Genomic DNA, 25,154 nt, shown 5'->3' with positions numbered 1-25,154 from the left:
ATGGCCTTCGACCTCGAAACCGCTGCCACGCCTGAAGGACTGCGCCGCGTCGCCATCGACCCGGTGTCGCGCGTGGAGGGTCACGGCAAGGTGACGATCCTGCTCGACGAGGCGAACCGCGTGCAGCAGGTGCGGCTGCACATCGTCGAGTTCCGCGGCTTCGAGAAGTTCATCGAGGGCCGGCCCTACTGGGAGGTGCCGGTGATGGTGCAGCGGCTGTGCGGCATCTGCCCGGTGTCGCACCACCTGGCGGCGAGCAAGGCGATGGACCGCGTGCTCGGCGCGCACCCGGTGACGCCGAGCGCCGAGAAGATCCGGCGCCTCATGCACTACGGCCAGATCCTGCAGTCGCATGCGCTGCACTTCTTCCACCTCTCTTCGCCCGACCTGCTGTTCGGCTTCGACTCGGAGGTCCAGAAGCGCAACATCGTCGGCGTGATCGAGAAGCACCCGGACATCGCGAAGAAGGGCGTGATGCTGCGCAAGTTCGGCCAGGAGGTGATCCGCGTCACGGCCGGCAAGCGCGTGCACGGCACGGGCTCGGTGCCCGGCGGCATGAACAAGCATGTCAGCCGCGCCGACCGCGACGGGCTGCAGCGCGACATCGGCCAGACCCTCGCCTGGGCGCAGGACGCCGTGACGATCGCGCGGCAACTGCACGAGAGCAACGCCGTCCTGTACGACGGCTTCGGCAGCTTCCGCTCCAACATGCTGTCGCTGGTGCGCGCCGACGGCGCGATGGACCTCTACGACGGCGGGCTGCGCGCGCGCGATGCGGCGGGAAACATCCTGCTCGACGGCGCGAGCGACCAGCGCTACCTCGATCTGATCGCCGAAGAGGTGCGGCCCTGGACCTACATGAAGTTCCCGCACCTGAAGTCGCTCGGCCGCGAAGCCGGCTGGTACCGCGTCGGCCCGCTGGCGCGGGTGCAGAACTGCGACTTCATCCCCACGCCCCTGGCCGAAGCGCAGCGGCAGGCCTTCATCGCCCGGGGCCACGGCGTGCCGGTGCACGCCACGCTGGCCTACCACTGGGCGCGCATGATCGAGGCACTGCACGCCGCCGAGGTGATCGAGCAGTTGCTCGCCGACCCCGACATCCTTGCCGGCGAGTTGATGTCGACGGGGCAGAGAGTGGGCGAAGGCGTGGGCATCATCGAGGCGCCGCGCGGCACGCTGATCCACCACTACCGCGTCGGCGACGACGACCTGGTCACGATGTGCAACCTGATCGTCTCGACCACGCACAACAACCAGGCGATGAACGAGGCCGTGCGCTCGGTGGCGCGCGAGTACCTCGACGGGCAGGAGCTCACCGAGGGCCTGCTCAACCGCATCGAGGTGGCGATCCGCGCCTACGATCCGTGCCTGTCGTGCGCCACGCACGCGCTGGGCCAGATGCCGCTGGATGTGTCCTTGCTCGACGCCGACGGCACAGTGCTCGACCACGTGCTCAAGTCGCACGACGGTTCGCTGCAGCGCGATCTGGCCGCGCCCGTTGGCCTGCCGGCGTGACGGCTCCCTTGCTCGTCTTCGGCTGGGGCAATGCCAGCCGCGGCGACGACGCGCTCGGGCCGCTGTTCATCGAACGGCTGCGCGAGCGGCTGGCGCCGGCCGAGCTCGCACGCATCGACTTCCTCGACGACTACCAGCTGCAGGTCGAACATGCACTCGACCTGGTCGGCCGCGAGCGCGTGCTCTTCGTCGACGCGAGCCTGAACTGCGCCGCGCCCTTCGAGGCCGCGCCCGTGCAAGCACTGCGCGACCGCAGCTTCACCACGCACGCCATGTCGCCGGCGGCACTGCTGCAGGTCTATGTGGAGCTCCATGCGAGCGACCCACCGCCCTGCACGCTGCTGGCCATCCGCGGCGAGCGCTTCGAGCTCGGCGAGCCGCCGGGAGAGGCGGCGCTCAGGAACCTCGAACTGGCGCTGGGCTGGGCGGCGGGCTGGCTGCGCTGACGATCCAGCCTTCGAGCGGGTCGATCGTCGCCGGCAGGCCATAGTCCGGCTCGCCGGCGGCCCAGCCCGCCTGCACGAGGCACAGCACCGCGTCGAGCCTGTCGCCCGAGGCATCGGCCACCAGCGCGTCGCGCTGCGCGTGCGTGAGGCGCAGCCTCAAGCCGAGACGCGTGCGGCCTTGCTCCAGCGCTTCGAGCAGGTCCTTGCGGGCGATCAGCCGCTCGGGCGTCTGCTTGGCCTTCTCGTCGCTCTTGTAGGAGCGCTGGCCGATCAGCTCGCGGGCCAGCAGGCCGGGGTAGGCCTCCAGCGCCACGCGGCTCGCATCGCCCGCGTGCAGGCCGGGCAGATCGACGCCAGAGTCGATCAGCAGCGGTGCGCCAGCGTGCAGCATGTAGGCCACCGGCGGGTTCACCCACTTCATCGACGGCGACGAGCCGGCGGGGATGTCGCAGGCGCGGTGCGCGAACTTGCCGCCCACCGGCCGCGCATCGCAGAAGGCGGCGAAGGTGGCACGGATCTGCTCGCGCGACAGCGCCGCGTAGTGGCGCATCAGCGGCAGCCAGTCGGTCGGCCAGCCCAGCGTGATCACCAGTTCGCGCGGCAGGCCGAAGGGAAAGTCGAATGCGCCGAGCCAGGGCCCCGGCGTGCGCAGCCAGGCGGCGAAGGTCTCGAAACTGTCGTGCTCCTCGACCCGCACGAGTTTCACCGCGGCGCCGGCGCGTTCGCCCAGCGCCACGGTGATGGCTTTGCGCCGCGTGGGGCGGCTGGTGAAGTCGATGCCGGCAATCAGGGGGTACTGCATCGCGGCACGCTATCACGCCGCCAGCGACACCACCCCGGCGACGATGCACAGCGCGCCGGCCACGCGCAGGCCGCGGTCGCGCTCGCCGAGCAAGCGCCCGCCGATCAGCGCTGCGAACAGCATCGACACCTCGCGCGCCGGCGCCACGTGCGACAGCGGCGCCAGGCGCATCGCGTAGAGCACCAGCACGTAGCCGATGGGTCCGAACACCGCCACCACCAGCGCATGTTTCCACTGCGTGCGCCAGGCCTCGCGAAGCCCAGCGCGGTCGCGCAGCGCGCCAGGCAACAGGAAGGGAATGCGCAGCAGGTTGCCGAACCAGTCGACGAGGATGGGCGACACCATCAGCACCATCACCGCGTAACCATCGATCAGCGTGTAGCCGGCAATCAGCGCGCCGGTCAGCGCGCCGTAGCGGATGCCCCTCCGCACGCGCTCGCGCTGCGCCGGGTCGTGCACCTGGCTCCACAGCGCGGGGCCGCCGGCGATCAGGAACACGCCCGCCACCACGCCGGCCACGCCCACCATGCCGAGCGGCGACAGGCGCTCACCGAGCAGCAACACCGCGCCGGTGGCGCTGAGCAGCGGGCCGGTGCCGCGCGCGACGGGGTAGACCACGGTGAGATCCGCCAACCGGTAGCCGCGCAGCAGCGTGGTGAAGTACAGCAGGTGCACGATGGCGCTGGCCAGCACCGCCGCCCATTCGCGCCAGCCCCACAGCGTCACCACGCCCCAGCCCATCCACAGGCCCAGCGGCGCCCAGATCACGCTGAGCTGCACGGCGGCGATGAAGGCGAAGCGCTGGTCGCCGCCGGAGTGTTTGGCGACGATGTTCCACAGCGCATGCAGCAGCGCCGCGGCCAGCACGAGCGCGAGGGCGGACAGCGGCATGCCGCGGATTGTCGATGAGCCCGGCGTGAATGCCGTCACGGCGGAGACACCCCACGCGAGCGTCGACCGGAGGGCAGCCGCGACAATCGACCGGGTGAACCGCAACCGCCTCATCCTCCTCGCCGGATTGCTGGCCCTCGTCGCATTCGGCGCGGTGCTCGGCCTGCGCAAGGCCTCGGGACAGATCGAAGCCAGCCTGCGCGAGGCACTCGGCCCGCGGGCCAGCATCGGTGCCGTGCGCCTGGGCCTGACAGGCCTGGAGATCAGCGACCTGCGCATCCGCGCCGCGCCCGGTGCCTGGCCTTCGACCGACGAGCTGGTGGCCCGCCGCGTGAGCCTGCGGCCGGGCCTGGCCAACCTGTGGTCGCGCGGCTGGCACGTGGGCCGCATCGAGGTGGAAGACGGCTACCTGTCGATGCAGCGCAGCCGCCACGGCAAGCTGCGCGTGTTGCCGGCGCTGCTGGACAAGCCCGCAGCCCCCGGGGCCGAGACCGGCAGTGCACCGCACGTTCGCATCGCGCAGGTGGTGCTTCGCGATGTGGCAATCGACTTCCACGATGCCAGCGTGCGCCAGGGCACGCACAAGATGCGCTTCGAATCGCTCGACGCCTCGGTCGGGCCGCTGGCCTTCCCGGCATTCGACGAAGCCACCGACATCGACCTGCAGGCCACGCTGAAGGGCCCGCAGCGCAACGGCCGCATCAGCATCCGCGGCGAATTCACCGTCGCCTCGCTCGACGCGAAGCTGAAGGCCTCCGTGCAGGGTGTCGACCTGGTCGCGCTGCAGCCCTACCTGCTGAAGGTGAACGAAGGCGGCGTGAAGCGGGGTTCGCTCGACCTCTCGCTCGATGCCACCGTGAAGGCGAAACGGCTGCACGCGCCCGGCCGCGTCACGCTCAGCGGGCTGGAACTGGCCAGCGGCGACGGCCTGCTCGGCACCTTCGGCGGCGTGCCGCGCCAGGCCGTGCTGGCGGCAATGAAGCGCGACGGACGCATCGAGGTGGGCTTCACGCTCGACGGGCGCATCGACGACCCGGCCTTCTCGATCAACGACAACCTCGCCACCAAGCTGGCCGGCGGGCTGGCCGAGACGCTGGGCGTGAGCCTGGGCGGCGTGGTCGAAGGCGTGGGCGGCGTCATCAAGGGGCTGCTCGGGCGCTGAGCCTGGCCGGCTGCTTGCGCGCGCGCAAGAGAGGCCAGGCGCCCGCGGCCTAGACTTTTCCGGGTCAGACCTCGGGAGTTGTCGATGAAGTACCCGTACTCTGCGGCCCTGGCGGCCACCCTGCTCGCCCTGGTCGCGAGCAGCGCCACGCAGGCCTCCGAGAAGATCGCCATCCAGGCCGGCTGCGCCGCCTGCCATGCCGCGACCAGGAAGGTCATCGGCCCCGCCTACCGCGACATCGCGATCAAGTACAAGGGTCAGCCCCAGGCCGTGGCGATGCTCTCCGAACGCATCCGCAAGGGCGGCAAGGGCGTGTGGGGCGAGGTGCCGATGCCGCCCACTCCGGCGGCCCGGCTGAACGACGCCGACCTGAAGGCCGTCCTCACCTGGGTGCTCAAGACGCCTTCGTAGCCGGCGGCGCGCTTCAGCTCAGGACAGCCAGCGCGGCTTGCCCGCGGCCGCTTCGCCGATCAGGCGGGAGACCTCGGCGCACGCCAGCCGCGCGCGCCACGGGCAACTGCTTCTCACGCAAGGCGGCATGCCAATCCGGCAGCGCCGGGTGGTTCCAGAACATGCTGCCGTCGACCTCGCCGACGGCACCGGCGCCCAGGCCGAGCAGCGGCGTTGCTGGCGTGGCCGTGTAGCCGATCAGGTTGCGGCGCAGCCGGCCTTCCGGCCGGGCCAGGGCGAGTTCGTCGTCGTCGAGCACGAACTGGCTGGCGCCGATCGGGGCATAGCCGGCCGACAACATGGCCGACGAAGTCATCGAACGCAGTTCGCTGCACAAGGCGCTGTCGGGCAGCGCGGCGCTGTCGATCGCATGCTGTGCAGGCGCCTGATCGGGCCGGTGCTGATAGCACGACAGTGCGACGCGGTCGGGCGCCATGGCGATCAGGCGGTCGAGCGTGGATCGCCAGCTCGATGCGCTCTGGTGCGGCAGCCCGACGATCAGCTCGAGCTGGATGCGCTCGAAGCCAGCCTCGCGCGCCGTCATGCACACGTCGTCGATGAGCGCCTGCGAGTTGCGCCGGCCGATGGCCTGCTGCACCGTGATGTCGAAGTCGGCCACGCCGAAGCTGACGTGGCGGAAGCCGAGGCCGCGCAGCATCTCGAGGTGCTGCCGGGTCACGCGGCGCGGGTCGCACTCGACCGACATCTCCGCATCCGACGGCAGCCGCCAGGCCGACTGCAAGGCCTCCACCAGGGCGGCCAGCTGCGAATCGCTCAGTTCGTTGGCGGTGCCGCCGCCCAGGTGCAGTTGCAGCACGTCGCGATCGCGGCCGATGTGCTGCGCCAGCAGGGCCGCCTCGTCGGCCAGCGCCTCGGCGTAGCTGCCGATCACGTCGATCGGCTGCGCGGCCAGGATGTCGCGATCGCAGAACAGGCAGCGGGCGGCACAGAACGGCAGCCGGATCGACAGCGCGACCGGCCCGCCCGGCCGCTGTGCCAGCGCCTGCAGCGCGGACTGGTAGTTCGCCTGGGCGTTCTCGGTGTCGGCATGGGGTTCGGTATCGGGCCACTGCGCCGCGGCGTCGACCGGTGCATCGGCAGGGCGCGCCGAGCGCAGCCATCGCACGGCGCCCGCGCCAACCAGCGCCGACTCGCCATCTGCCGCGGAACCCGCCTCGCGTCGCCAGAACGGCTTCAGAGAGATTCTCATTTTCGGCTCCTCCCGGACACATGCCGAAGAGGCTGTGTCGACATTACCTTAGGCGGCGGCAGGGGGCCCATCGTTGACTGCCGTCAACGAATCGTGACACGATAACCGTCAGTCTCTCGTGACGCATCGCGGACCGGACAGGCACGTCGGCCGCGCCAGACTGGAGCGACATGCCCGACACCGATCCCCTTTCACGCAGCTTTGGAAACGCCTTCGTCGCATCGGGCGAACGCGAGCGCCGCATCCGCAATGTTTTCGAATCGGTCGCACCGCGTTACGACCTGATGAACGACCTGATGAGCCTGGGCATCCACCGCCTGTGGAAGCGCCGCCTGGTGGCGCTGGCCGCGCCGCGCGCGGGGCAGTGCATCGTCGACCTCGCCGGCGGCACCGGCGACGTGGCGGCACGCCTGGCCGGGCCGGACCGGCAGGTGACGGTGATCGACCCGAGCGAGGCCATGATGGCCGCCGGCCGGGCCCGCGGCCTGGCCCACGTCGATTGGCAACTCGGCGCGGCCGAGCGGCTGCCGCTGGCGGATGCCTCGGTCGACACGCTCACCATCGCCTTCGGCATCCGCAACGTCACTCACCTCGATGCGGCGCTCGCCGAGGCGCGGCGCGTGCTCAAGCCGGGTGGTCGCTTCCTTTGCCTCGAATTCTCGACGCCGCGGCCGGGGCTGCGGCCGTTCTACGACCTGTTTTCCTTCACCGTGATCCCGCGCCTGGGCGCCTGGATCGCCCGCTCGCCGCAGGCCTACGACTACCTCGTCGAATCGATCCGGCGCTTTCCTGACCAGGGCGCCTTCGCGCGCCACATTCAGGACGCCGGCTTCGCCGACGTGCACTGGCGCGACCTCAGTTTCGGCATCGCCTGCATCCATGCCGGCACGCGCCCGCCGGCTTGACATTGCGCAAGCTGCGCTTGCATCTTCCCTTCCGACAATCAAGACGCCATGACCGTCAAACGAGCTGCTGCCGACGACATCCATCCGGTGCGTGCCGGGTCCCTGCGTGCCTGGGCCGTCGCGGTGCGGCCGCGCAGCCTGCTGGTGGCGATCAGCCCGGTGCTGGTCGGCGGCACGCTGGGTTTCGCCCGCCAGGGCGCGATCGACCTGCTGGCCACGCTGCTGGTGCTCGGCGCCGCGCTGCTGATGCAGGTCATCACCAACATGCAGAACGACGTGGGCTACACCGTGCGCGGCGGCGAGCGCAGCGGCACGCGCACCGGCCTGCCGCGGGCCACCGCCAACGGCTGGCTGAGCGTGCGACACGTGCGCGCCGGCATCGTGGTCGTCGCGCTGGTGGCCACCGGCCTGGGCCTGGCGCTGGTGGCCTATCGCGGCTGGCCGGTGCTGGCGATCGGCGTGAGTTCGCTGCTGGCGGCGCTGGCCTACATGGGCGGGCCGCGGCCGATCGCCTACACGCCCTTCGGCGAATTCACCGTGTTCGTGTTCTTCGGCCTGGTCGCCGTGATGGGCACCGACTGGGTGCTCACCGGCCACGTCGGCATCGTCAGCGCTCTGGCCTCGGTGGCCATCGGCTCGCTGGCCGCCGCGGCGCTGGCGGTCAACAACCACCGCGACATCGCGCACGACCGGATCGTCGGCCGCCGCACCTTCGCCGTGACCTTCGGCGAATCAGGCTCGCGGCGCCTGTTCACGGCCTTGCTGTTCCTGCCCTTCGCGCTGCTCGCACCGATGCTGGCCTGGGGCCATTCGCCCGGCCTCGTGCTGCCGCTGCTGCTGCTGCCGGCGGCCTGGCGCCTGCGCCACGACTTCGTCAGCTGCCCGCGCGGCACGGCGTTCAACGAGGTGCTGTTCAGCACGTTCCGGCTCGAACTGTGGTTCGCGGCCTTGCTGTCCGCGGGTGCGCTGTTCGGCCGCGTGTCGGGGTGATGGCCGGGCTGTCCGTCACGCGGCGAGACTGCTGGCGGGCCCTGGCCGGCGCGCTGGGCGGCATGGCCGTGCCGTTGGCCCGCGCGGCGCGTCCGGCGGGTTTTCCGGCACACGCAGTTCGCATCGTCGTTCCCTACTCGGTGGGTGTCGGGCCCGACGTGGTGGCGCGCAGCGTGGCGCAGCGGCTGTCGCAGCGATGGCGCCAGCCGGTGCTGGTGGACAACAAGCCCGGCGCCTCGGGCATCGTCGCCTTCGGCGACGTGCGGCGCACACCGGCCGACGGGCACACGATGTACCTCGCCGACACCGCCACGCTGGCCGTCAACCCGCTGCTGCACGCCACCCTGCCCTACGACCCGCGGCGCGACCTGGTGCCGCTGACACTGCTGTTTCGCGCCACCTTCCTGATCTTCGTCGGCGGCGGCAACCGCTTTCGCAGCGTCGCCGAGATGCTCGACGCGGCACGGCGCAAGCCGGGCGCCGTGAGCTACGCGACGCTGGGCAACGGGCATGCGAGCCACGTGGCGGTCGAGAGCTTGGCGCGGGCCGCCGGCGTGCAGATGCTGCACATCCCCTTCAAGGACGCCGGCACGCTGCTGTCCGGCGTGGCCTCAGGCGAGGTGGACTTCACCACCATCGGCATGAACACCGTGGCGGGCCTGGTGGCCAGCGGCAAGCTACGGCCACTCGCAGTGGCCGCGCGGCAGCGCCTGGCCAGCCACCCCGACATTCCGACCCTGGCCGAAGCCGGCGGTCCGCCCGTCGAGATGCATCCCTGGGCCGCGCTGGTGAGCCTGGCCGGTACGCCCGCGCCGGTGATCGAACAGCTGCGGCAGGACATCCTCGGCGCGCTCGGCACGAACGAAGTGCGCGCCCGCGCGGAGCAGGCCGGCTTCGAGATCACGCCGTCGACGCCACAGGCGCTGCGCGAGCGCATCGAGGCCGACGTCGCGCTGTACGAGCCGCTGGTCCGCGAAGGCCGCGTCGCCCGGATGTAGGCGAAACCGATGATCGTGCGCCACAGCGCGCTGGTGGACCGCAGCGCCGAACACCTCTTCGACCTCATCGAGGCCGCCGAGCACTACCCGCAGTTCCTGCCCTGGTGCACGGGCGCGACCATCGTCAGCCGCGACGACGCCCTGGTGTCGGCCGACCTGCGCGTGCGCTGGGCCGGCAAGATCTTCGAGATGCGCACGCGCAACCCGAAGCGCCGGCCGGAGTACATGGCCATCCACCTCGAGCACGGGCCGTTTCGCCGCTTCGAGGGCGAGTGGCGGCTCGGCGCGCTCGGCGCCGACGCCTGCAAGGTCGCCTTCACGCTCGACTACGAGTTCGACAGTGCCTGGGTGACGCGAGCCGCCGGCCCGGTGTTCGACCGCATGGCCAACAGCATGGTCGACGCCTTCGTGCAGCGAGCGCTGGCATCATCCACTCCAGGCCCACGGAAACAGACCGAGGAACGATGAACCCGATCATGGTGGAGGTGCTGCGCGGCACGGCGCTCGAGTCGGTGCATCGCGGCGCGCTGGCGGTGGTGGATGCGGACGGGCGCAGCGTGCTGTCGCTGGGCGACATCGAGCGGCCGGTGTTCCCGCGCTCGGCGGTGAAGGTGCTGCAGGCGCTGCCGCTGGTGGCCAGCGGCGCCGCCGACACGTTGGCGCTGACGGCTGAAGAGCTCGCCCTCGCCTGCGCCTCGCACAACGGCGAACCCGAGCATGTGCACACTGCCGCCGGCATGCTGGCCAAGGCCGGCCTGGACGCCGACGCGCTGGAATGCGGCGCGCACTGGCCCGGCTACGACGTGGCCACGCGCGCGCTGGCGGCGCGTGGCGAGCAGCCCGGCGCGTTGCACAACAACTGCTCGGGCAAGCATGCCGGCTTCCTGTGCCTGGCCTGCGCGCGCCACGGCGCCGCCGGCCTGCGCGGCTTCGCGCGCGGCTACGTGAAGCCGGAACATGCCGTGATGCGCGAGGTGACAGCCGCATTGCAGGCGGCGACGGACTTCGATCTCTCGACCGCGCCGCACGGCACTGACGGCTGCTCGATCCCGACCTACGCGATCCCGCTGCGCCACCTGGCGCTCGGCTTCGCCCGCGTGGCCACCGGCCGAGGCCTGGCCAGCGAGCACGCGCAGGCGGCGAAGCGGCTGCGCGAAGCGGTGGCGAAGGCGCCCTTCATGGTCGCCGGCACGGGCCGCTTCGACACGCGCGTGATGGAGCGGCTGGGCGAACGTGTGTTCTGCAAGGTCGGCGCCGAGGGCGTGTACTGCGCTGCGCTGCCCGCGCAGGGCCTGGGCGTGGCGATCAAGATCGACGACGGCAACAACGCGCGCGCTGCCGAGGTGGTGATGGCTGCGGTGATCGAGGCGCTGGTGCCGCTGCAAGGCGACGAGCCCGCGCTGCTGCGCTCGCTCAGCGAGCCGATGCTGCGCAACTGGAACGGCATCGAGGTCGGTCGATTGCGCGCCAGCGCTGCGCTGCGCAGCGCACTCGGCAATCAGTGCGCGGCCGGCGCGGTGTAGACCAGCAGGCGGCCCTTGTAGGCGAGCTGGAAGCCGGCGGCCGCGCGGTCGAGCCGCTCTTCGCGGCCACTGAAGCCGGCGGCGATCATCTGCTTGTGGAAGGCGGCGCGGTTGCCGCGGTCGGGGTCGACGATCCACACCTCGCCGCCCGGCGCAGCATGGCGCGCGATGGTGCCCGACAGCGTGCCGTCGTCGTCGCGTTCGTAGAGCAGGTCGCTGCCGATGATCAGCTCGAAGCGGCCACTGAGCATCTCGGAAGCCGGCACCTCGCCGCGTGCCGGCGCGGCGGCATGGCCGCCCCAGTGGCCGTGGCGGTACTTCATCGGCCCGAGCTCGTTCAGGCGCAGGTTCTCGCGCAGGAAACCCTCGGCCAGCGGATGGCAGTCACTGGCTGTCATGTCGGCGCCGCGGCGATGCCCCACCAGGCTGGCCAGCGCGAGGCCGCAGCCGAGTTCGAGGATGCGTTCACCTTCGGTCACCGGGTGCAGAGCGATGCGCGCAGCGAGCTGCGCGCCCGAGGGCCACAACAGCCCGAAGAGCGGCCAGGCGGCCGACGAGATGCCCTGCTCCAGCGCGTCGCCGAGCGGGTCGCTGAACTGCTGGCGGTCGAGCAGCGAGCGGATGACGATGTCATCGACACCGCGCACGGCGATGTGCTCTTGCTTGGTCTGGTAGCCGGGCATGGGCGCGGGTGCGAAACCCGCGTCAAGGGCCTCGATAGAGGTGGAGGAGCCGCAGTATGGGCCCTGCGGCGATTGACCCTAGCGGCCGGTGCCGCGCAGGCTGAGAGAGAGGCCGCCGTAGCTGGCGTTGTACGGGTCGGTCACGAGCAGCGCCGAGGGCACGGACAGGCCGGCCTCGGTCGGTGCGAAGGTGACTGTGATGGTGCACTGGCTGTTCACCGCCAGAGAATCGGGGCAGTCGTGGCTCGCGCTCCAGCCGCTTGCCGCGGGCGCGGAGATGTTCAGCGTGTCGGCGGCATTGCCGATGTTCCGCACGATGAAGGGCAGCGATTGCGATGCGCCGCGCGGCACTTCGCCGAACTCGAGAACCGGCGTGCCCACGAACGCGATCGCGCCGAGCGCGGGGTCGAGCGGGTTTTGTGCAGCCCCGGTGATGGCCAGCACCTGGGGACTTTCCTTCGCATTGCTCGTCATGCGGATTTCGCCGGTCAAGGCGCCGGCGGCACCGGGCTGCCAGTACACGGAGAGATAGCAGCTCTCGCCTTCGGCCAGCGTGAAGGGCACGGTGGGGCAGGTACTCGTGGAGGTCAAGGTGCCGCCATTGACCGCCAGTCCCGTCACGTCCAGCGGCTTCACCTTCGCGAAGCCTGCGTCGCTGTTGCGCACCAGGAAGTCGAGCTGCTTGCGCGTGCCGACGAGCGTCCTGCCGAAGTCCGTCCCGGGCGTGCTGAGCGCCTCCAGCCGTGGCTTCGGGTCACTCTCCTCGACGCTGCCGCAGGCGGCAAGCGTGAGTGCGGCCAGCAGGGCCAGGATGGATCGCGTCATGGTGTTTGCTCCCTGGCCGCCATCGTACCCGCCCCGGCGCTGAACAGCAGGGCCTCCAGGTGACCCAAGGTGTCGGCCTCGTGCAGCGCCTTGTCGCTGCGGATGCGCAGCATGCGCGGGAAGCGCACCGCGATGCCGCTCTTGTGGCGCGGGCTGCGGTTGATGCCCTCGAAGCCGAGCTCGAACACCAGCGAGGGCCGCACGCTGCGCACCGGGCCGAACTTCTCGATCGTGGTCTGGCGGATCACCCGGTCGACTTCGGCGAACTCGGCGTCGCTCAGGCCCGAGTAGGCCTTCGCGAAGGTGACCAGCTGCAGCGCGCCGGGCTGCGCCGGCTCGCGCCGCTCGATGGCATCGAGCACCACCTGCGCCTCGGCGGCGTCGCGCGGTGTGCGGTTCCACACCGCGAAGGTGTAGTCGGTGTAGACGCTGGCGCGGCGGCCGTGGCCGGCCTGCGCGTAGACGAGCACGGCGTCGATCGACAGCGGCTCGATCTTCCACTTCCACCAGGTGCCATCGACCTTGGTGCGGCCGCTGCCGTAACGCGCCTGCCGGTGCTTGAGCATGAAGCCCTCGACACCGCGCTCGCGCGACTCGCGGCGCAGCGCGGCGAAGGCGGCCCAGTCGGTCGCATGGGCGAGCGGCGAGAGCTGCAGCGGCGTGCCCTGCAGCGCCGCTTCGAGCAGGGCACGGCGATCGTGCTGCGGGCAATCGCGGCGGTCTTCTCCCTGCGACTCGAGCAGGTCGTAGGCGATGAAGGCCACCGGTGCCTCGGCGAGCACCTTCTTCGTCAGCGTCTTGCGGCCGATGCGCTGCTGCAGCAGGTTGAAGGGCGCCAGCCGCGCGTCCTTCCAGACGACGATCTCGCCATCGAGCACGGTGCCGTCGGGCAGCGCCTGCGCGGCCTGCACGATCTCGGGGAAGCGCTCGGTCACCAGCTCCTCGCCGCGCGACCAGATCCACACCTGCCCCTCGCGGCGCACCAGCTGCGCACGGATGCCGTCGTACTTCCACTCGACCAGCCAGTCGCTGCTCGGGCCGAGTCGCGCTTCGAAGTCGGCTGGCAGCACATCCAGCGCGTGGGCGAGGAAGAAGGGATAGGGCTGGCCGGCCTCGATGCGGCCCTCGCCGGCCGGCGCCAGCAGCCGCGCGTAGGACGCCGCATCTGGCGCCGCCTTTGCATCGGTGTAGCCCATCATGCGTTGCGCGACGAGCTTGGCATCCAGCCCCGCGTGCGCGGCCAGCGCGCGCTGCACCAGCAACTTGCTCACGCCGACGCGAAAGCCGCCGCCGATCAGCTTGACGAGCAGAAAGCGCCCGGCGGCGTCGAGTTCGCCGAACCATTGCGCGATGCGCGCCGCCTGCTCGGCCGGCTCGGCGCCACGCAGCGGCAGCAGGCGCTGCTGCACCCACTCGGCCAGGCCGACGTCGCCGAGCGTGGCGGGCGGCGGCAGCACATTGGCAATGGTCTCGGCGAGGTCACCGACCGCCTGGTAACACTCCTCGAACAGCCACTCGGGGATGCCGGCGCGTTGCACGGCCATCGCACGCAGCGCCGCGGTGGGCAGCACCTGGCGCGGCTTGCCACCGGCGAGGAAGTACACCGCCCAGGCCGCATCGGCCGGCGCGGCCTCGGCGAAGTAGCTCTGCAAGGCCGCAAGCTTCGCGTTCGTCGCGGTGCTCGCGTCGAGTTCGGCGAACAGGCGCGCAAAGCGGTTCATGCAGCCACCTCGCCGTCGTCGCCAGGGTCGTCGCTGCCGTACTCGGTGCGGAACGATCCCGCCTCCAGGCCCTGCTCGGCCAGCCAGCGCACCATCACCGCCTCGTAGCCGTGGGTGACGATGACGCGCGACGCGCCGGTGGCCGCGATGGCACGCTGCAGGCCCGGCCAGTCGGCGTGGTCGGAGAGCACGAAGCCGCGGTCCACGCCCTGGCGGCGGCGGGCGCCGCGCAGCTGCATCCAGCCGCTGGCGAAGGCATCGGCGCAGTCGCCGAAGCGCTTCATCCATGCCGAACCCAGCACAGAGGGCGGCGCCACTACCAGTGCGCGCGGCAGCACGGCCTTGTCGCTCACCGCGGTGGCGAGCTGCGTGGCCGGCAGCGGCACGCCGGCTGCGCGGTAGGCCTCGTTGAGCGGCTCCACGGCGCCGTGCACGAGGATCGGCCCGATCGATGCATCCACGCCGGCCAGGATGCGCTGCGCCTTGCCGAAGCTGTAGCCCAGCAGCACGCTGGCGCGGCCCTGCGCGGCGTTGGCTCGCCACCAGTCGTCGATGGCCGCGAACACCTCGCGCTGCGGCGCCCAGCGGTACACCGGCAGGCCGAAGGTCGACTCGGTGATGAAGCAGTCGCAGCGCACCGGCTCGAAGGGCGCGCAGGTGCGGTTGTCGTCGCCGGCGCCGCTGACGAAGTAGTCGCCCGAAGCCACCCAGACCTGGCCGCCATGCTCGAGCCGCACCTGCGCCGAGCCGAGAACGTGGCCGGCCGGGTGCAGGCTGATGCGCACGCCGTGGTGCTCGACGACCTCACCGTAGGCCAGCGGCTGCAGCGTGATCTCGCCCAGCCGCGCGCGCAGCACGCCCTCGGCCGGCGCGGCGGCCAGGTAGTGGCCATGGCCGCGTCGCGCATGGTCGGCATGCGCATGGGTGATCACGGCGCGATCGACGGGACGCCACGGGTCGATGAAGAAGCCTCCCGGCGGGCAGTACAGGCCCTCGGGGCGTTGCACGACCAGATCGGCGGTCATTGCCAAGGCTTCAGTATTTCAGGCCCGTCACCATCAGCGCGAAGCGCATCAGGCCGTAGGCGACCCAGTTGAGTGCACGCGTGGACCAGGGCCGCGCCGCGTGTGCGTCGGGCTCGACCCGGCGCCCCTGGTGCGCGATGGCGTGGCGCAGGTGGCCCATCATCTCGGCGGCGAAGTCATCGTCGCGAACGAACACGTTGGCCTCGCGGGCCAGCAGCAGGCTGAAAGGGTCGAGGTTGGACGACCCCACCGTGGACAGCGCGCCCTGCGGTGCGTCCATCACCGCCACCTTGGCGTGCAGGAAGCTCGCCTCGTACTCGATGATCTCGATGCCGGCGTCCAGCAGCAGGCCGTAGACCGCGCGGCTGGCGTGGAACTGCATGAAGTACTCGTATCGGCCCTGCAGCAGCAGCGTGATCTTCACCCCGCGCCGCGCAGCGCGCAGCAGCGCGCGCTGCAGCTGCACGCCGGGGATGAAGTAGGCGTTGGCGATGACGATCTCGCGCCGCGCCTGCGCGATCGCCACGCGGTAGTTGCTCTCGATGCGCCGGCGAAAGCGGAAGTTGTCGCGCAGCACCAGCGCCGCCCTCGCGCCGCCGAGCAGGCGGCTCGGGTACGGGGGATCTTCGACGCCGGCTCGCGCGGCGGCGCGCACAGCGGCCAGCGCGCCCTCGGGGTCGCCCTTGCCGACCTTGCGCGCCGCCTGCAGCCGCCACCACAGCCGCGTCATCGTGTCGTGAACGTCGCCAACCAGCGGCCCGCGCACGCGCACCGCGAAATCCAGGCGCGGCTGCTCGAGCTCGCCGTGGTTGGGATCGTGGTGGTCGTCGAGCAGGTTGATGCCGCCGCAGAAGGCCACCTCGCCGTCGACCACGCAGAGCTTGCGGTGCATGCGACGCCAGCGCCGCGGCACCAGCAGGCGCCAGCCCCGTGCCGGGTTGAAGATGCGCCAGCGCACGCCGGCTGCGGCCCAGCGCAGGCACCATTCTTCGGGCACGTCGCCGGTGCCCAGGCCGTCGACCACCACGCGCACCGTGGCGCCGCGCTTCGCGGCGGCTTCCAGCGCCTGCGCAATGCTGAGTGCCGAGCGGCTGAAGTCGAAGATGTAGGTCTCCAGCATCACCTCGAAGCGCGCGGCGTCGATGGCCTCGACCATGGCCGGGAACAGCTCCGTGCCGCCCTTGAGCAGCAGCAGTTCGTGCTCGGCGCGCGGATCGGCCTGCGTCATTCGTGCACGAGCTCGGCGACCAGCGGCAGGTGATCCGACATGCGCGCCCAGGCCGATCCGCGCGGCACCGAGGTCGACACGCAGCGCAGGCCGCGCGTGTAGATGCGGTCCAGCGAGAACACCGGCACGCGTGACGGGAAGGTGTTTTGCCGCGCGCTGCTCACACCCTCCGGCAAGGCCCGTTGCATGCCGCACTCGCGCATGGGCGCATCGAGCTTCTGCCCCCAGTCGTTGAAGTCGCCGGCGACAACGAGCAGTTCGTCTTTCGGCACATGGGCCTCGATGAAGGCGGCCAGCCGCTCCACCGCGCACGCGCGGCTGGCGTGCATCAACCCGAGATGTGCGACAACGGCATGCAGCACCGCGCCATTCCAGTGCACCGGCACGTGCAGCAGGCCGCGCTGTTCGAAGCGGTGGTCCGACACGTCGTGGTGGCCGATGTCGCCCAGCGGCCAGCGCGACAGCAGCGCGTTGCCGTGCTCGCCTTCGCGGGTGACCGCGTTGGTGCGGTAGGCCACCTCGTAGCCTTCGGGCGCCAGGAAGTCGGCCTGGCCCTCGCGCGGCCAGCCGAACGAGGTGCGCGCGAAGCGCCGCGCCTCGCCGTGGTGGAAGCTGCGCACTTCCTGCAGGAACACCAGGTCGGAGTCCAGCGCCTCGATGCCCAGCCCCAGGTTGTGGATCTCCAGCCGCTTGCGCGGGCCGACGCCGCGCACGCCCTTGTGGATGTTGTAGGTGGCCACGCGCAGCATGTCGCCATGGCCCAGCGTGGTCGGCGCGTGGTGTCTCATCGCAGGAAGTTCGGCAGTTGCAGGATGGCTTCGGCGTTGCTGAACGAGAAGCAGCTGTCGGCCGCCTCGCGCCACGGCAGCCAGCGCCAGGCGAGGTGCTCGCGCGGCGCCAGCGTGACGGGCGTGCCGCGCGGCACGGTCAGGCCGAACACATGCTCGGTGTTGTGGATCACGCCCGGCGCATAACGATGCCTCCAGACGGGGTAGATCTCGTAGACATTGCGCAAGCCCCAGTCGATCAGTGCCTCGCGCGGCACGGCGGGCGAGCCGACGACGATGCCGGTCTCCTCGGCCACCTCGCGGATCGCCGTCGCTTCGAAGGGCTCGTCGTCGGTGTCCTTCGAACCGGTGACGCTCTGCCAGGTGCCCGGCGCATCGGCGCGTTCGATGAGCAGCACCTCGCGCTCGGGCGTGTGGATCACGACCAGCACCGACTCGGGGATCTTGAACGGCTTGTCCACGCGCAATGAAAAAAGGGCGCGATCAGACGCGCCCCGGAATTCTGCATCAGCCGCTTCAAGTGGCCGTCTGCACGTTGCGCAGCCGGATGTGCAGCTCGCGCAACTGCTTCTCGTCGACCGGGCTGGGCGCGTTGGTGAGCAGGTCCTGCGCACGCTGCGTCTTCGGGAAGGCGATGACATCGCGCAGGCTCTCGGCGCCGGTCATCAGCATCACGAAGCGGTCCAGGCCGATGGCGATGCCGCCGTGCGGCGGCGCGCCGTACTTCAGCGCGTCGAGCAGGAAGCCGAACTTGAGCTGCGCCTCCTCGGCGTTGATCTTCAGCGCGCGGAATACCTTGCTCTGCACCTCTTCGCGGTGGATACGCACCGAGCCGCCACCGAGCTCGATGCCGTTGAGCACCACGTCGTAGGCCTTGGCGATGCAGCGGCCCGGGTCGGTCTCGAGCCAGTCTTCATGGCCGTCCTTCGGGCTGGTGAACGGGTGATGCACCGCGTTCCAGCGCTGTGCGTCGTCGTCGTACTCGAACATCGGGAAGTCGACCACCCACAGCGGCTCCCACTGCCCCTGCACGAGGCCGCGCGACTTGCCGAACTCGCTGTGCCCGACCTTCACGCGCAGCGCGCCGATGGCGTCGTTGACCACCTTGGCCTTGTCGGCGCCGAAGAAGATCAGGTCGCCCGAGGCGGCGCCGGTGCGCGCGAGGATCTCGGCGATCGCCTTGTCGTGCAGGTTCTTGACGATCGGGCTCTGCAGGCCCTCGCGGCCCTTGGCCACGTCGTTGACCTTCACCCAGGCCAGGCCCTTGGCGCCGTAGATCTTCACGAACTCGGTGTAGCCGTCGATCTCGCCGCGGCTCATCTCGCCGCCGCCGGGAATGCGCAGCGCGACCACGCGGCCGTCCTCGGCGTTGGCGGGGCCGGAGAAGACCTTGAAGTCGACATCCTTCATGGAGTCGGTCAGCTCTGTGAACTCGAGCTTGACGCGCAGGTCGGGCTTGTCCGAGCCGTACAGGCGCATCGCGTCCGAGTACTTCATGACCGGGAAGTCCTGCAGCTTCACGCCGATCGCGTGCTCGAAGGTGCTGCGGATCATGCCCTCGAACATCGTGCGGATCTCCTCCTCGGTGAGGAAGCTGGTCTCGATGTCGATCTGCGTGAACTCGGGCTGGCGGTCGGCGCGCAGGTCCTCGTCGCGGAAGCACTTGGTGATCTGGTAGTAGCGGTCGAAGCCGGCCACCATCAGCAGCTGCTTGAACAGCTGCGGGCTTTGCGGCAGCGCGAAGAACATGCCGTCGTGCACGCGGCTGGGCACCAGGTAGTCGCGCGCCCCCTCGGGCGTGCTCTTGGTGAGCATCGGCGTCTCGATGTCGATGAAGCCGTTGACGTCGAGGAACTTGCGCACCTCCATCGCCACGCGGTAGCGCAGCATCATGTTGCGCTGCATCGGCGGGCGGCGCAGGTCGAGCACTCGGTGCGTCAGGCGCGTCGTCTCCGACAGGTTCTCGTCGTCGAGCTGGAACGGCGGCGTGACGCTGGGGTTGAGCACCTCGATCTCGTGGCACAGCACCTCGATCTTGCCGCTGGTGATGTTGGCGTTGGTGGTGCCGGCCGGCCGCTCGCGCACCTTGCCGACGATCTTCAGGCAGAACTCGTTGCGCACGCCCTCGGCGACCTTGAACATGTCGGCGCGATCGGGATCGCAGACGACCTGCACGATGCCTTCGCGGTCGCGCAGATCGACGAAGATCACGCCGCCATGGTCGCGGCGGCGATGGGCCCAGCCCATCAGGGTGATGGTCTGGCCGAGCAAGGCCTCGCTGACGAGGCCGCAATAGGTGGTTCTCATGGTTCGACTCCGGATTCTGTTCGGGGCGGGCGGCGCTTCGGGCCGCGCGCGTTGAATGGGACAGGCGTGTGGGGCGGTGGGGCACTGCGCGCGCAGTGCCCAATCAATTTCGGGCCGGGATCACCTCGGCGACGGCGCCCATCGGCGGCGCCACCACGCCCATCGAGATGACGTACTTGAGGGCTTCGTCGACACTCATGGCGAGCTCGATGACGTCGCGCCGCGGCACCATCAGGAAGAAGCCCGAGGTCGGGTTCGGCGTGGTCGGCACGTACAGGCTGAGGTAGTCGCCCACCAGGTGGTGTGCCGCCTCGCCGCCGGGCCGGCCGGTGACGAAGGCGATCGTCCACGAGCCCTCGCGCGGGTACTGCACCAGCACCGCCTCGCGGAAGGCGTTGCCGCTGCTGGAGAACAGCGTGTCGGAGACCTGCTTGATCGAGTTGTAGATCGACTTGACGATCGGGATGCGGTTGAGCAGCCGGCTGCCCTGCTTCAGCCACCACTGGCCGACGATGTTGGTCGCGAACACGCCGGTCAGCAGCAACGCCACCAGCGTGACGATCACGCCGAGGCCCGGGATGTGCCGCAGCGCCTCGAGCGGCGCGGTGGCGGCCATCGGCAGCACGGCCTGCGTGGCCGAGATGAACCAGCCGAACACGCCGTCGAGCACGCCGAGCACCGAGGTGAGCACCCAGACGGTCAGCGTCAGCGGCAGCCAGACCAGCAGGCCGGCGAGCAGGTATTTCTTCACAGGGGTTCCGGTTTGGAGCCGCTCAGTGGCAGGCGCAGGACGCGCCGCAACCACCGGACGCGGTGGTCGAGCCGCCGCTGCCGGCGCTGTCGCTGCCGGTGGACGGCGCGCTGGCGGGCGCGACCGCGTCCGCGGGCTTGGCCGCGGCATCGGCCGCGGGCTGGGCCGCCGCGCCGCCGCCCTTGAAGTCGGTCGCATACCAGCCCGAGCCCTTGAGCTGGAAACCGGCCGCGGTGAGCTGCTTCTGGAAGCTCGCGGCACCGCAGGCCGGGCAGTCGGTCAGCACCGGGTCGGAGATCTTCTGCAGAACGTCCTTCGCGTGGCCGCAGGCTGCACAGCGGTAGGCGTAGATCGGCATGGCTAAACCCTTGATTTCGGCAGGAAAACCGCCAATTATACGGCGCCGTCACGCGCCAGCCGCAGGCCATCGGATGCACTGCCTCGGTCGATGCGCGGCTGCACGGGTCCCGGCACGGGTCAACCTAAAATCGCGCCATCCGTTTGCGTCCCACCTCTACAGGAGTTCGATGTGATTCGCCGCACCGTCAAGTTCCTCACCGCCGCAGCCTTCGCCGCGTCGATTGTCACCGCCGGCATGGCGGACTCTGCTCTTGCCGCCGGCCCGGAAGCCAAGGTCCTGAACATCTACAACTGGTCCGACTACATCGCCGACGACACGATCAAGAACTTCGAGAAGGAAACCGGCATCAAGGTCAACTACGACAACTACGACAACAACGAGATCCTCCACGCCAAGCTGGTCGCTGGCAAGACCGGCTACGACATCGTCGTGCCGGGCGCGCACTTCGCCAAGCAGCAGATCGAGGCCAAGCTCTTCCAGCCGCTGGACCGCTCGCAGTTGAGCAACTGGGGCAACCTCGATCCGGCCATCCTCGAGCAGATGGCCAAGTTGGATCCGGGCAACCAGCACCTGGTGAACTGGATGTGGGGCTTCGTCACCGTGGGCATCAACACCGCCAAGGTGAAGAAGGCGCTGGGCGACCTGCCGATGCCGGAGAACCCCTGGTCTTTGCTGTTCGATCCGAAGTACGCATCCAGGCTCAAGGGCTGCGGCGTGAATTTTCTCGACTCGGCCTCCGAGGTGATGCCGGTGGCCCTGCTGTACGTGGGCAAGCCCGGCTTCAGCCGCAACGCGGCCGACTACCCGCCGGCCGGCGAGATGCTCAAGAAGGTCCGGCCCTACGTGACGCGCTTCTCGTCGTCAGGCTACATCGAGGAACTGGCGGGCGGGCAGCTGTGCGCGGTGATGGGCTACTCCGGCGACATCAACATCTCGCGCGCGCGGGCGCTGCAGGCCAAGAACGGCAACGACATCCAGGCCCTGGTGCCGTCCAGCGGCGCCACGCTGTTCTTCGACTCGATGGCCATTCCGGCCGACGCGGCGCACCCGAAGAATGCGCATCTGTTCATCAACTACATCCTGCGCCCCGAGGTGCATGCGTCGCTGACGAACAAGGTGTTCTATGCCAACCCGAACCGGGCCTCGCTCAAGTTCGTCAAGAAGGACGTGGCCGAGAACAAGTCGATCTTCCCGGGCCCGCAGGAGCTGGCGCGGATGACGGCACCCGACAGCCTGCCGCAGGATATCCGCCGCGTGCAGACGCGCACCTTCACGAACTTCAAGGCTGGCCGCTGAGGCAGGGGCCTGAGAGGCCGATAGAACGGCTGCTCAGGCCTGCCAGCGCAGGAGCACGAGCACCAGCAGCGCGCCGGCGGCGAAGCCGATCAACGAGGCGGTCAGGGCGAGCAGCCAGCGGTTGCTGCGCCGCTGCTCCTCGAGCAGCGCCTCCAGCACGCGGGTGTCGCTCGCGCGCGGCCGCGTCAGTGCCTGGTGCACCAGGCGCGGCAGTTCGGGCAGCAGCTGCACGTAGCGTGGCGCCTCGTTCTTCAGCCGCTCGGCCAGGCCGCGCCAGCCGATCTGGTCGTTCATCCAGCGCTCGAGGAAGGGCTTGGCGGTGTTCCACAGGTCGAGGTCGGGGTCGAGCTCGCGGCCCAGGCCCTCGACGTTGAGCAGCGTCTTCTGCAGCAGCACCAGCTGCGGCTGGATCTCGACGTTGAAGCGCCGCGAGGTCTGGAACAGGCGCAGCAGCACCTGGCCGAGCGAGATGTCCTTCAGCGGCCGGTCGAAGTGCGGCTCGCAGACCGCGCGGATCGCGCCTTCGAGCGCATCGACGCGCGTCTCCGGCGGCACCCAGCCGCTCTCGACGTGCAGTTCGGCCACGCGCTTGTAGTCGCGGCGGAAGAAGGCGATGAAGTTCTGCGCCAGGTATTCCTTGTCGAACTCGGTCAGCGTGCCGACGATGCCGAAGTCCAGCGCGATGTAGCGGCCGAAAGTGGCCGGCGCCACGCTGACCTGGATGTTGCCCGGGTGCATGTCGGCATGGAAGAAGCCGTCGCGGAAGACCTGCGTGAAGAAGATCGTCACGCCGTCGCGGGCCAGCTTCTTGATGTCCACGCCCGCCTCGCGCAGGCGGTCGACCTGGCTGATCGGCAGGCCCTTCATGCGCTCCATGACGATGACGCCCTGGGTGCACAGGTCCCAGATCATCTCGGGCACCATGACCAGGCGCAGATCCTCCATGTTGCGGCGCAGCTGGGCGGCATTGGAGGCCTCGCGCACCAGGTCGAGCTCGTCGTGCAGGTAGTTGTCGAACTCGGCCACCACCTCGCGCGGCTTCAGGCGCTTGCCGTCGACCGACAGGCGCTCGACCCACACGGCCAGGGTGCGCATCAGCGTGAGGTCGTCGTCGATGACGTCGAGCATGCCCGGGCGCAGCACCTTCACCGCGACCTCGCGGCCGTCCTTCAGCGTGGCGAAATGCACCTGCGCGATCGAGGCGCTGGCCACCGGCTCGGCGTCGAAGCTGGCGAAGATCTCGTCGATCGGCTTGCCGAAGGCCTTCTCGATCAGTGCGCGCGACTGCGCCGCCGGAAATGGCGGCACACGGTCCTGAAGCTTGGCGAGCTCCTCGGCGTAGTCGGGCGGCAGCAGGTCGCGCCGCGTCGACATCACCTGGCCGAACTTGACGAAGATCGGCCCGAGCCGCTCCAGGCCCAGGCGCAGCCGCACGCCGCGCGGCAGGTCCAGGCGCCGGCCGATGGTCAGCACGCGAACCAGCGCGCGTACCCAGCGCTGGCGGAAGCTGGACAGCGCCAGCTCGTCCAGCCCGTAACGCAGAACCGTGACGCAGATGAAGATCAGCCGGCCGACGTGCCTCATCGCGGAGTCGGTCCGCCGCCCTCGCCGCCCCCGCGCAGGCGCGAGGCCACGCTGCCGATGGCGCGCACCGCCTCGCGCATCGCGCCGGCCACGCTGCGGCCGAAGCGCGACAGCTCGCGCGCGGGCGCATCGCCGACGAGGCGGGCGAGGTCGTCCTCGAAGTCCCAGCGCAGGTTGTCGAACAGCCAGTTGACGTCGGTGGCGAGCTGCGCGTCGCCGGCGACCTCGATGCGCGGCCTGTCTCCGGCCAGTGAGCGCACCAGTGCCAGGGCGGGGTTCGAAGCGTCCACCGAGACGCGCAGGTCAGGCACCTCGGGCACTTCGTCGCCGCACCACTCGAGCAGGCCGGCGGCGGTGAAACGCAGCGCCAGCGGCGGCAGGGCCGGCAGCAGCGACGGCCAGCCCTCCAGGTGCAGCAGCACGCTGCGCCCGCTGTGCTCACGCAGGCGCTGGGCGGCGACCGGTTCGCTGGCGATCAGATGGTTGGCGAGGAGGATGGCGCGCTCGATGACCGCCGTCGATGCGAGCGCTTGCAAGCTGTGCAGCATTCACGGATTGTAGGCACGGCGTCACAATGTCCCCCCAGATTCAAGGGCGGCCCGCGAAGTGGCCGGGCCCAGAATCCGCCGACACCGAACCGATGAACCACGCCCCACCATCCTCCCTCACCGGTGCCACCGGCTACATCGCATCGCACACCTGGCTCGCACTGCAGGCCGCGGGGCTGCGCGTGCTCGGGCTGGACGACTTCTCGAACAGCTCGCCCGAGGTGCTGAACCGGCTCCAGCGCCTGTCGGGCCAGCGGCCGGACTTCGAGCGCATGGATGTGTGCGACGAGGCCGCATTGGAGTCGCTTTTCCAGCGCCAGCGCATCGATGCAGTGGTGCACTTCGCCGCCTTCAAGTCGGTGGGCGAGAGCAGCGCCAAGCCGCTGGCCTATTACCGCAACAACATCGGCGGCCTGCTCACTCTGGCCAGCACGATGCAGCGTCATGGCTGCCGGCGCCTGGTGTTCAGCTCCAGCGCGACGGTGTACGGCCAGCCGGAGCGACTGCCGATCACCGAGGATTCGCCGCTTTCGACGACCAACCCCTACGGCGCCACCAAGCTGATGGGCGAGAACATCCTGCGCGACCTGGGGCAATCCGAGCCGGGCTGGGCGATCGCGCTGCTGCGCTACTTCAACCCCGTGGGTGCGCACGCGAGCGGCCTGATCGGCGAGGCGCCCCAGGGCGTGCCGAACAACCTGATGCCCTATGTCACGCAGGTCGCCGTGGGCCTGCGCGAAAAGCTCAGCGTCTACGGCAATGACTACGACACGCCTGACGGCACCGGCGTGCGCGACTACATCCACGTGCTCGACCTCGCCGATGGCCACGTCGCCGCGCTGCAGCGGCTGCTCGGCGATGGCGCCTCGCTGACCGTCAACCTGGGCACCGGCCGCGGCCACAGCGTGCTCGAGGTGGTGCAGGCCTTCGAACGCGCCAGCGGGCGCCGTGTCCCCTACACGATCATGCCGCGCCGCCCCGGCGACGTGGCCGCGTGCTACGCTGACCCGTCGCTGGCCCAGCGGCTGCTCGGCTGGCGCGCCACGCGCGACCTCGACGCGATGTGCGCCGACAGCTGGCGCTGGCAGTCGATGAACCCGAACGGTTTCGAAGCCGCCCCGTTGAGCCAGTCCCTTTCCTGAATC

At 70.2% G+C, this 25,154-nt stretch carries 26 protein-coding genes; 11 read left to right on the top strand and 15 right to left on the bottom strand.

Annotation, left to right across the window (positions count from 1 at the left end; genetic code table 11):
* A complete protein-coding gene (locus tag HZ992_RS02940; RefSeq protein ID WP_209385206.1) occupies positions 1-1,515 on the top strand; it encodes a Ni/Fe hydrogenase subunit alpha in 1,515 nt (504 codons plus the stop codon).
* Positions 1,512-1,961, top strand: coding sequence for a hydrogenase maturation protease (locus HZ992_RS02935; protein ID WP_245213337.1), 450 nt, complete (start codon positions 1,512-1,514; stop codon positions 1,959-1,961). The genes HZ992_RS02940 and HZ992_RS02935 overlap by 4 nt, the downstream gene beginning before the upstream one ends.
* Here the strand turns inward: HZ992_RS02935 and HZ992_RS02930 are convergent.
* Together HZ992_RS02930 and HZ992_RS02925 are read right to left on the bottom strand one after the other, a co-directional pair.
* Entirely contained in the window at positions 1,912-2,763 is an 852-nt protein-coding gene (locus tag HZ992_RS02930; protein ID WP_209385205.1) for a DUF429 domain-containing protein, read from the bottom strand. The two genes, HZ992_RS02935 and HZ992_RS02930, sit on opposite strands and share 50 nt — an antisense overlap.
* Before the next feature lie 12 nt (positions 2,764-2,775).
* Positions 2,776-3,654, bottom strand: a complete 879-nt coding sequence (locus HZ992_RS02925; protein ID WP_209385204.1) for an EamA family transporter — start codon at positions 3,652-3,654, stop codon at positions 2,776-2,778.
* Between the two features lie 94 nt (positions 3,655-3,748).
* Here HZ992_RS02925 and HZ992_RS02920 point away from each other — a divergent pair, with 94 nt between their 5' ends.
* On the top strand, positions 3,749-4,816 hold the full coding sequence (locus tag HZ992_RS02920) for a DUF748 domain-containing protein (protein WP_209385203.1): 1,068 nt from the start codon (positions 3,749-3,751) through the stop codon (positions 4,814-4,816).
* A gap of 84 nt (positions 4,817-4,900) precedes the next feature.
* On the top strand, positions 4,901-5,227 hold the full coding sequence (locus tag HZ992_RS02915; RefSeq protein WP_209385202.1) for a c-type cytochrome: 327 nt from the start codon (positions 4,901-4,903) through the stop codon (positions 5,225-5,227).
* A gap of 13 nt (positions 5,228-5,240) precedes the next feature.
* On the opposite strand, the gene HZ992_RS02910 is transcribed toward HZ992_RS02915, so the two are convergent.
* Positions 5,241-6,476, bottom strand: a complete 1,236-nt coding sequence (locus HZ992_RS02910) for a radical SAM protein (RefSeq protein ID WP_209385201.1) — start codon at positions 6,474-6,476, stop codon at positions 5,241-5,243.
* Between the two features lie 170 nt (positions 6,477-6,646).
* On the opposite strand from HZ992_RS02910, the gene HZ992_RS02905 reads away from it, so the two are divergent.
* The 5 genes from HZ992_RS02905 to HZ992_RS02885 are packed head-to-tail and all read left to right on the top strand — an operon-like array spanning position 6,647 to position 10,892.
* Entirely contained in the window at positions 6,647-7,381 is a 735-nt protein-coding gene (locus HZ992_RS02905) for a class I SAM-dependent methyltransferase (RefSeq protein WP_209385200.1), read from the top strand.
* A 48-nt stretch (positions 7,382-7,429) separates the two neighbouring features.
* On the top strand, positions 7,430-8,371 hold the full coding sequence (gene menA / locus HZ992_RS02900) for a 1,4-dihydroxy-2-naphthoate octaprenyltransferase (protein ID WP_209385199.1): 942 nt from the start codon (positions 7,430-7,432) through the stop codon (positions 8,369-8,371).
* Positions 8,371-9,369 (top strand): Bug family tripartite tricarboxylate transporter substrate binding protein, encoded by a 999-nt coding sequence (locus tag HZ992_RS02895; protein ID WP_209385198.1) that lies wholly within the window; start codon positions 8,371-8,373, stop codon positions 9,367-9,369. The genes menA and HZ992_RS02895 overlap by 1 nt, the downstream gene beginning before the upstream one ends.
* A gap of 9 nt (positions 9,370-9,378) precedes the next feature.
* Complete coding sequence (locus tag HZ992_RS02890; RefSeq protein ID WP_209385197.1) at positions 9,379-9,837, top strand: type II toxin-antitoxin system RatA family toxin; 459 nt, start codon at positions 9,379-9,381, stop codon at positions 9,835-9,837.
* Complete coding sequence (locus HZ992_RS02885) at positions 9,834-10,892, top strand: asparaginase (protein WP_209385196.1); 1,059 nt, start codon at positions 9,834-9,836, stop codon at positions 10,890-10,892. Before HZ992_RS02890 ends, HZ992_RS02885 begins: the two co-directional genes overlap by 4 nt.
* Here HZ992_RS02885 and HZ992_RS02880 read toward each other — a convergent pair.
* From HZ992_RS02880 to HZ992_RS02835, 10 genes are all read right to left on the bottom strand, one after another.
* Positions 10,868-11,575: a class I SAM-dependent methyltransferase gene (locus HZ992_RS02880; RefSeq protein WP_209385195.1), complete on the bottom strand. Its 708-nt coding sequence runs from the start codon at positions 11,573-11,575 to the stop codon at positions 10,868-10,870. The genes HZ992_RS02885 and HZ992_RS02880 overlap by 25 nt on opposite strands.
* A gap of 78 nt (positions 11,576-11,653) precedes the next feature.
* Positions 11,654-12,400 (bottom strand): choice-of-anchor D domain-containing protein, encoded by a 747-nt coding sequence (locus tag HZ992_RS02875; RefSeq protein WP_209385194.1) that lies wholly within the window; start codon positions 12,398-12,400, stop codon positions 11,654-11,656.
* Positions 12,397-14,121 (bottom strand): ATP-dependent DNA ligase, encoded by a 1,725-nt coding sequence (locus HZ992_RS02870; RefSeq protein WP_209385193.1) that lies wholly within the window; start codon positions 14,119-14,121, stop codon positions 12,397-12,399. Before HZ992_RS02870 ends, HZ992_RS02875 begins: the two co-directional genes overlap by 4 nt.
* A complete protein-coding gene (locus tag HZ992_RS02865; protein WP_209385192.1) occupies positions 14,118-15,146 on the bottom strand; it encodes a ligase-associated DNA damage response exonuclease in 1,029 nt (342 codons plus the stop codon). The genes HZ992_RS02870 and HZ992_RS02865 overlap by 4 nt, the downstream gene beginning before the upstream one ends.
* Before the next feature lie 10 nt (positions 15,147-15,156).
* Entirely contained in the window at positions 15,157-16,374 is a 1,218-nt protein-coding gene (gene clsB / locus HZ992_RS02860; RefSeq protein WP_209385191.1) for a cardiolipin synthase ClsB, read from the bottom strand.
* Positions 16,371-17,162, bottom strand: coding sequence for an endonuclease/exonuclease/phosphatase family protein (locus HZ992_RS02855; protein WP_209385190.1), 792 nt, complete (start codon positions 17,160-17,162; stop codon positions 16,371-16,373). The genes clsB and HZ992_RS02855 overlap by 4 nt, the downstream gene beginning before the upstream one ends.
* A complete protein-coding gene (gene nudB / locus HZ992_RS02850; protein WP_371816780.1) occupies positions 17,159-17,623 on the bottom strand; it encodes a dihydroneopterin triphosphate diphosphatase in 465 nt (154 codons plus the stop codon). The genes HZ992_RS02855 and nudB overlap by 4 nt, the downstream gene beginning before the upstream one ends.
* Positions 17,624-17,678: 55 nt before the next feature.
* Entirely contained in the window at positions 17,679-19,469 is a 1,791-nt protein-coding gene (gene aspS, locus HZ992_RS02845) for an aspartate--tRNA ligase (protein ID WP_209385188.1), read from the bottom strand.
* A gap of 103 nt (positions 19,470-19,572) precedes the next feature.
* Complete coding sequence (locus HZ992_RS02840) at positions 19,573-20,220, bottom strand: DUF502 domain-containing protein (RefSeq protein ID WP_209385187.1); 648 nt, start codon at positions 20,218-20,220, stop codon at positions 19,573-19,575.
* A gap of 22 nt (positions 20,221-20,242) precedes the next feature.
* Complete coding sequence (locus HZ992_RS02835; RefSeq protein ID WP_209385186.1) at positions 20,243-20,578, bottom strand: FmdB family zinc ribbon protein; 336 nt, start codon at positions 20,576-20,578, stop codon at positions 20,243-20,245.
* 237 nt (positions 20,579-20,815) lie between these two features.
* Here HZ992_RS02835 and HZ992_RS02830 point away from each other — a divergent pair, with 237 nt between their 5' ends.
* Positions 20,816-21,877, top strand: a complete 1,062-nt coding sequence (locus tag HZ992_RS02830) for a polyamine ABC transporter substrate-binding protein (RefSeq protein WP_209387021.1) — start codon at positions 20,816-20,818, stop codon at positions 21,875-21,877.
* Positions 21,878-21,910: 33 nt separating this feature from the next.
* Here the strand turns inward: HZ992_RS02830 and ubiB are convergent, their stop codons facing one another.
* Positions 21,911-23,461 (bottom strand): ubiquinone biosynthesis regulatory protein kinase UbiB, encoded by a 1,551-nt coding sequence (gene ubiB / locus HZ992_RS02825; RefSeq protein ID WP_209385185.1) that lies wholly within the window; start codon positions 23,459-23,461, stop codon positions 21,911-21,913.
* Entirely contained in the window at positions 23,458-24,009 is a 552-nt protein-coding gene (locus HZ992_RS02820; RefSeq protein WP_209385184.1) for a hypothetical protein, read from the bottom strand. Before HZ992_RS02820 ends, ubiB begins: the two co-directional genes overlap by 4 nt.
* A gap of 92 nt (positions 24,010-24,101) precedes the next feature.
* Here HZ992_RS02820 and galE point away from each other — a divergent pair, with 92 nt between their 5' ends.
* Positions 24,102-25,151, top strand: coding sequence for a UDP-glucose 4-epimerase GalE (gene galE / locus HZ992_RS02815; RefSeq protein WP_209385183.1), 1,050 nt, complete (start codon positions 24,102-24,104; stop codon positions 25,149-25,151).
* Positions 25,152-25,154 lie beyond the last annotated feature (3 nt).

This window comes from Rhizobacter sp. AJA081-3, assembly GCF_017795745.1.
Lineage (GTDB): Bacteria > Pseudomonadota > Gammaproteobacteria > Burkholderiales > Burkholderiaceae_C > Piscinibacter.
This window is presented reverse-complemented; position numbering and strand designations above follow the sequence as displayed.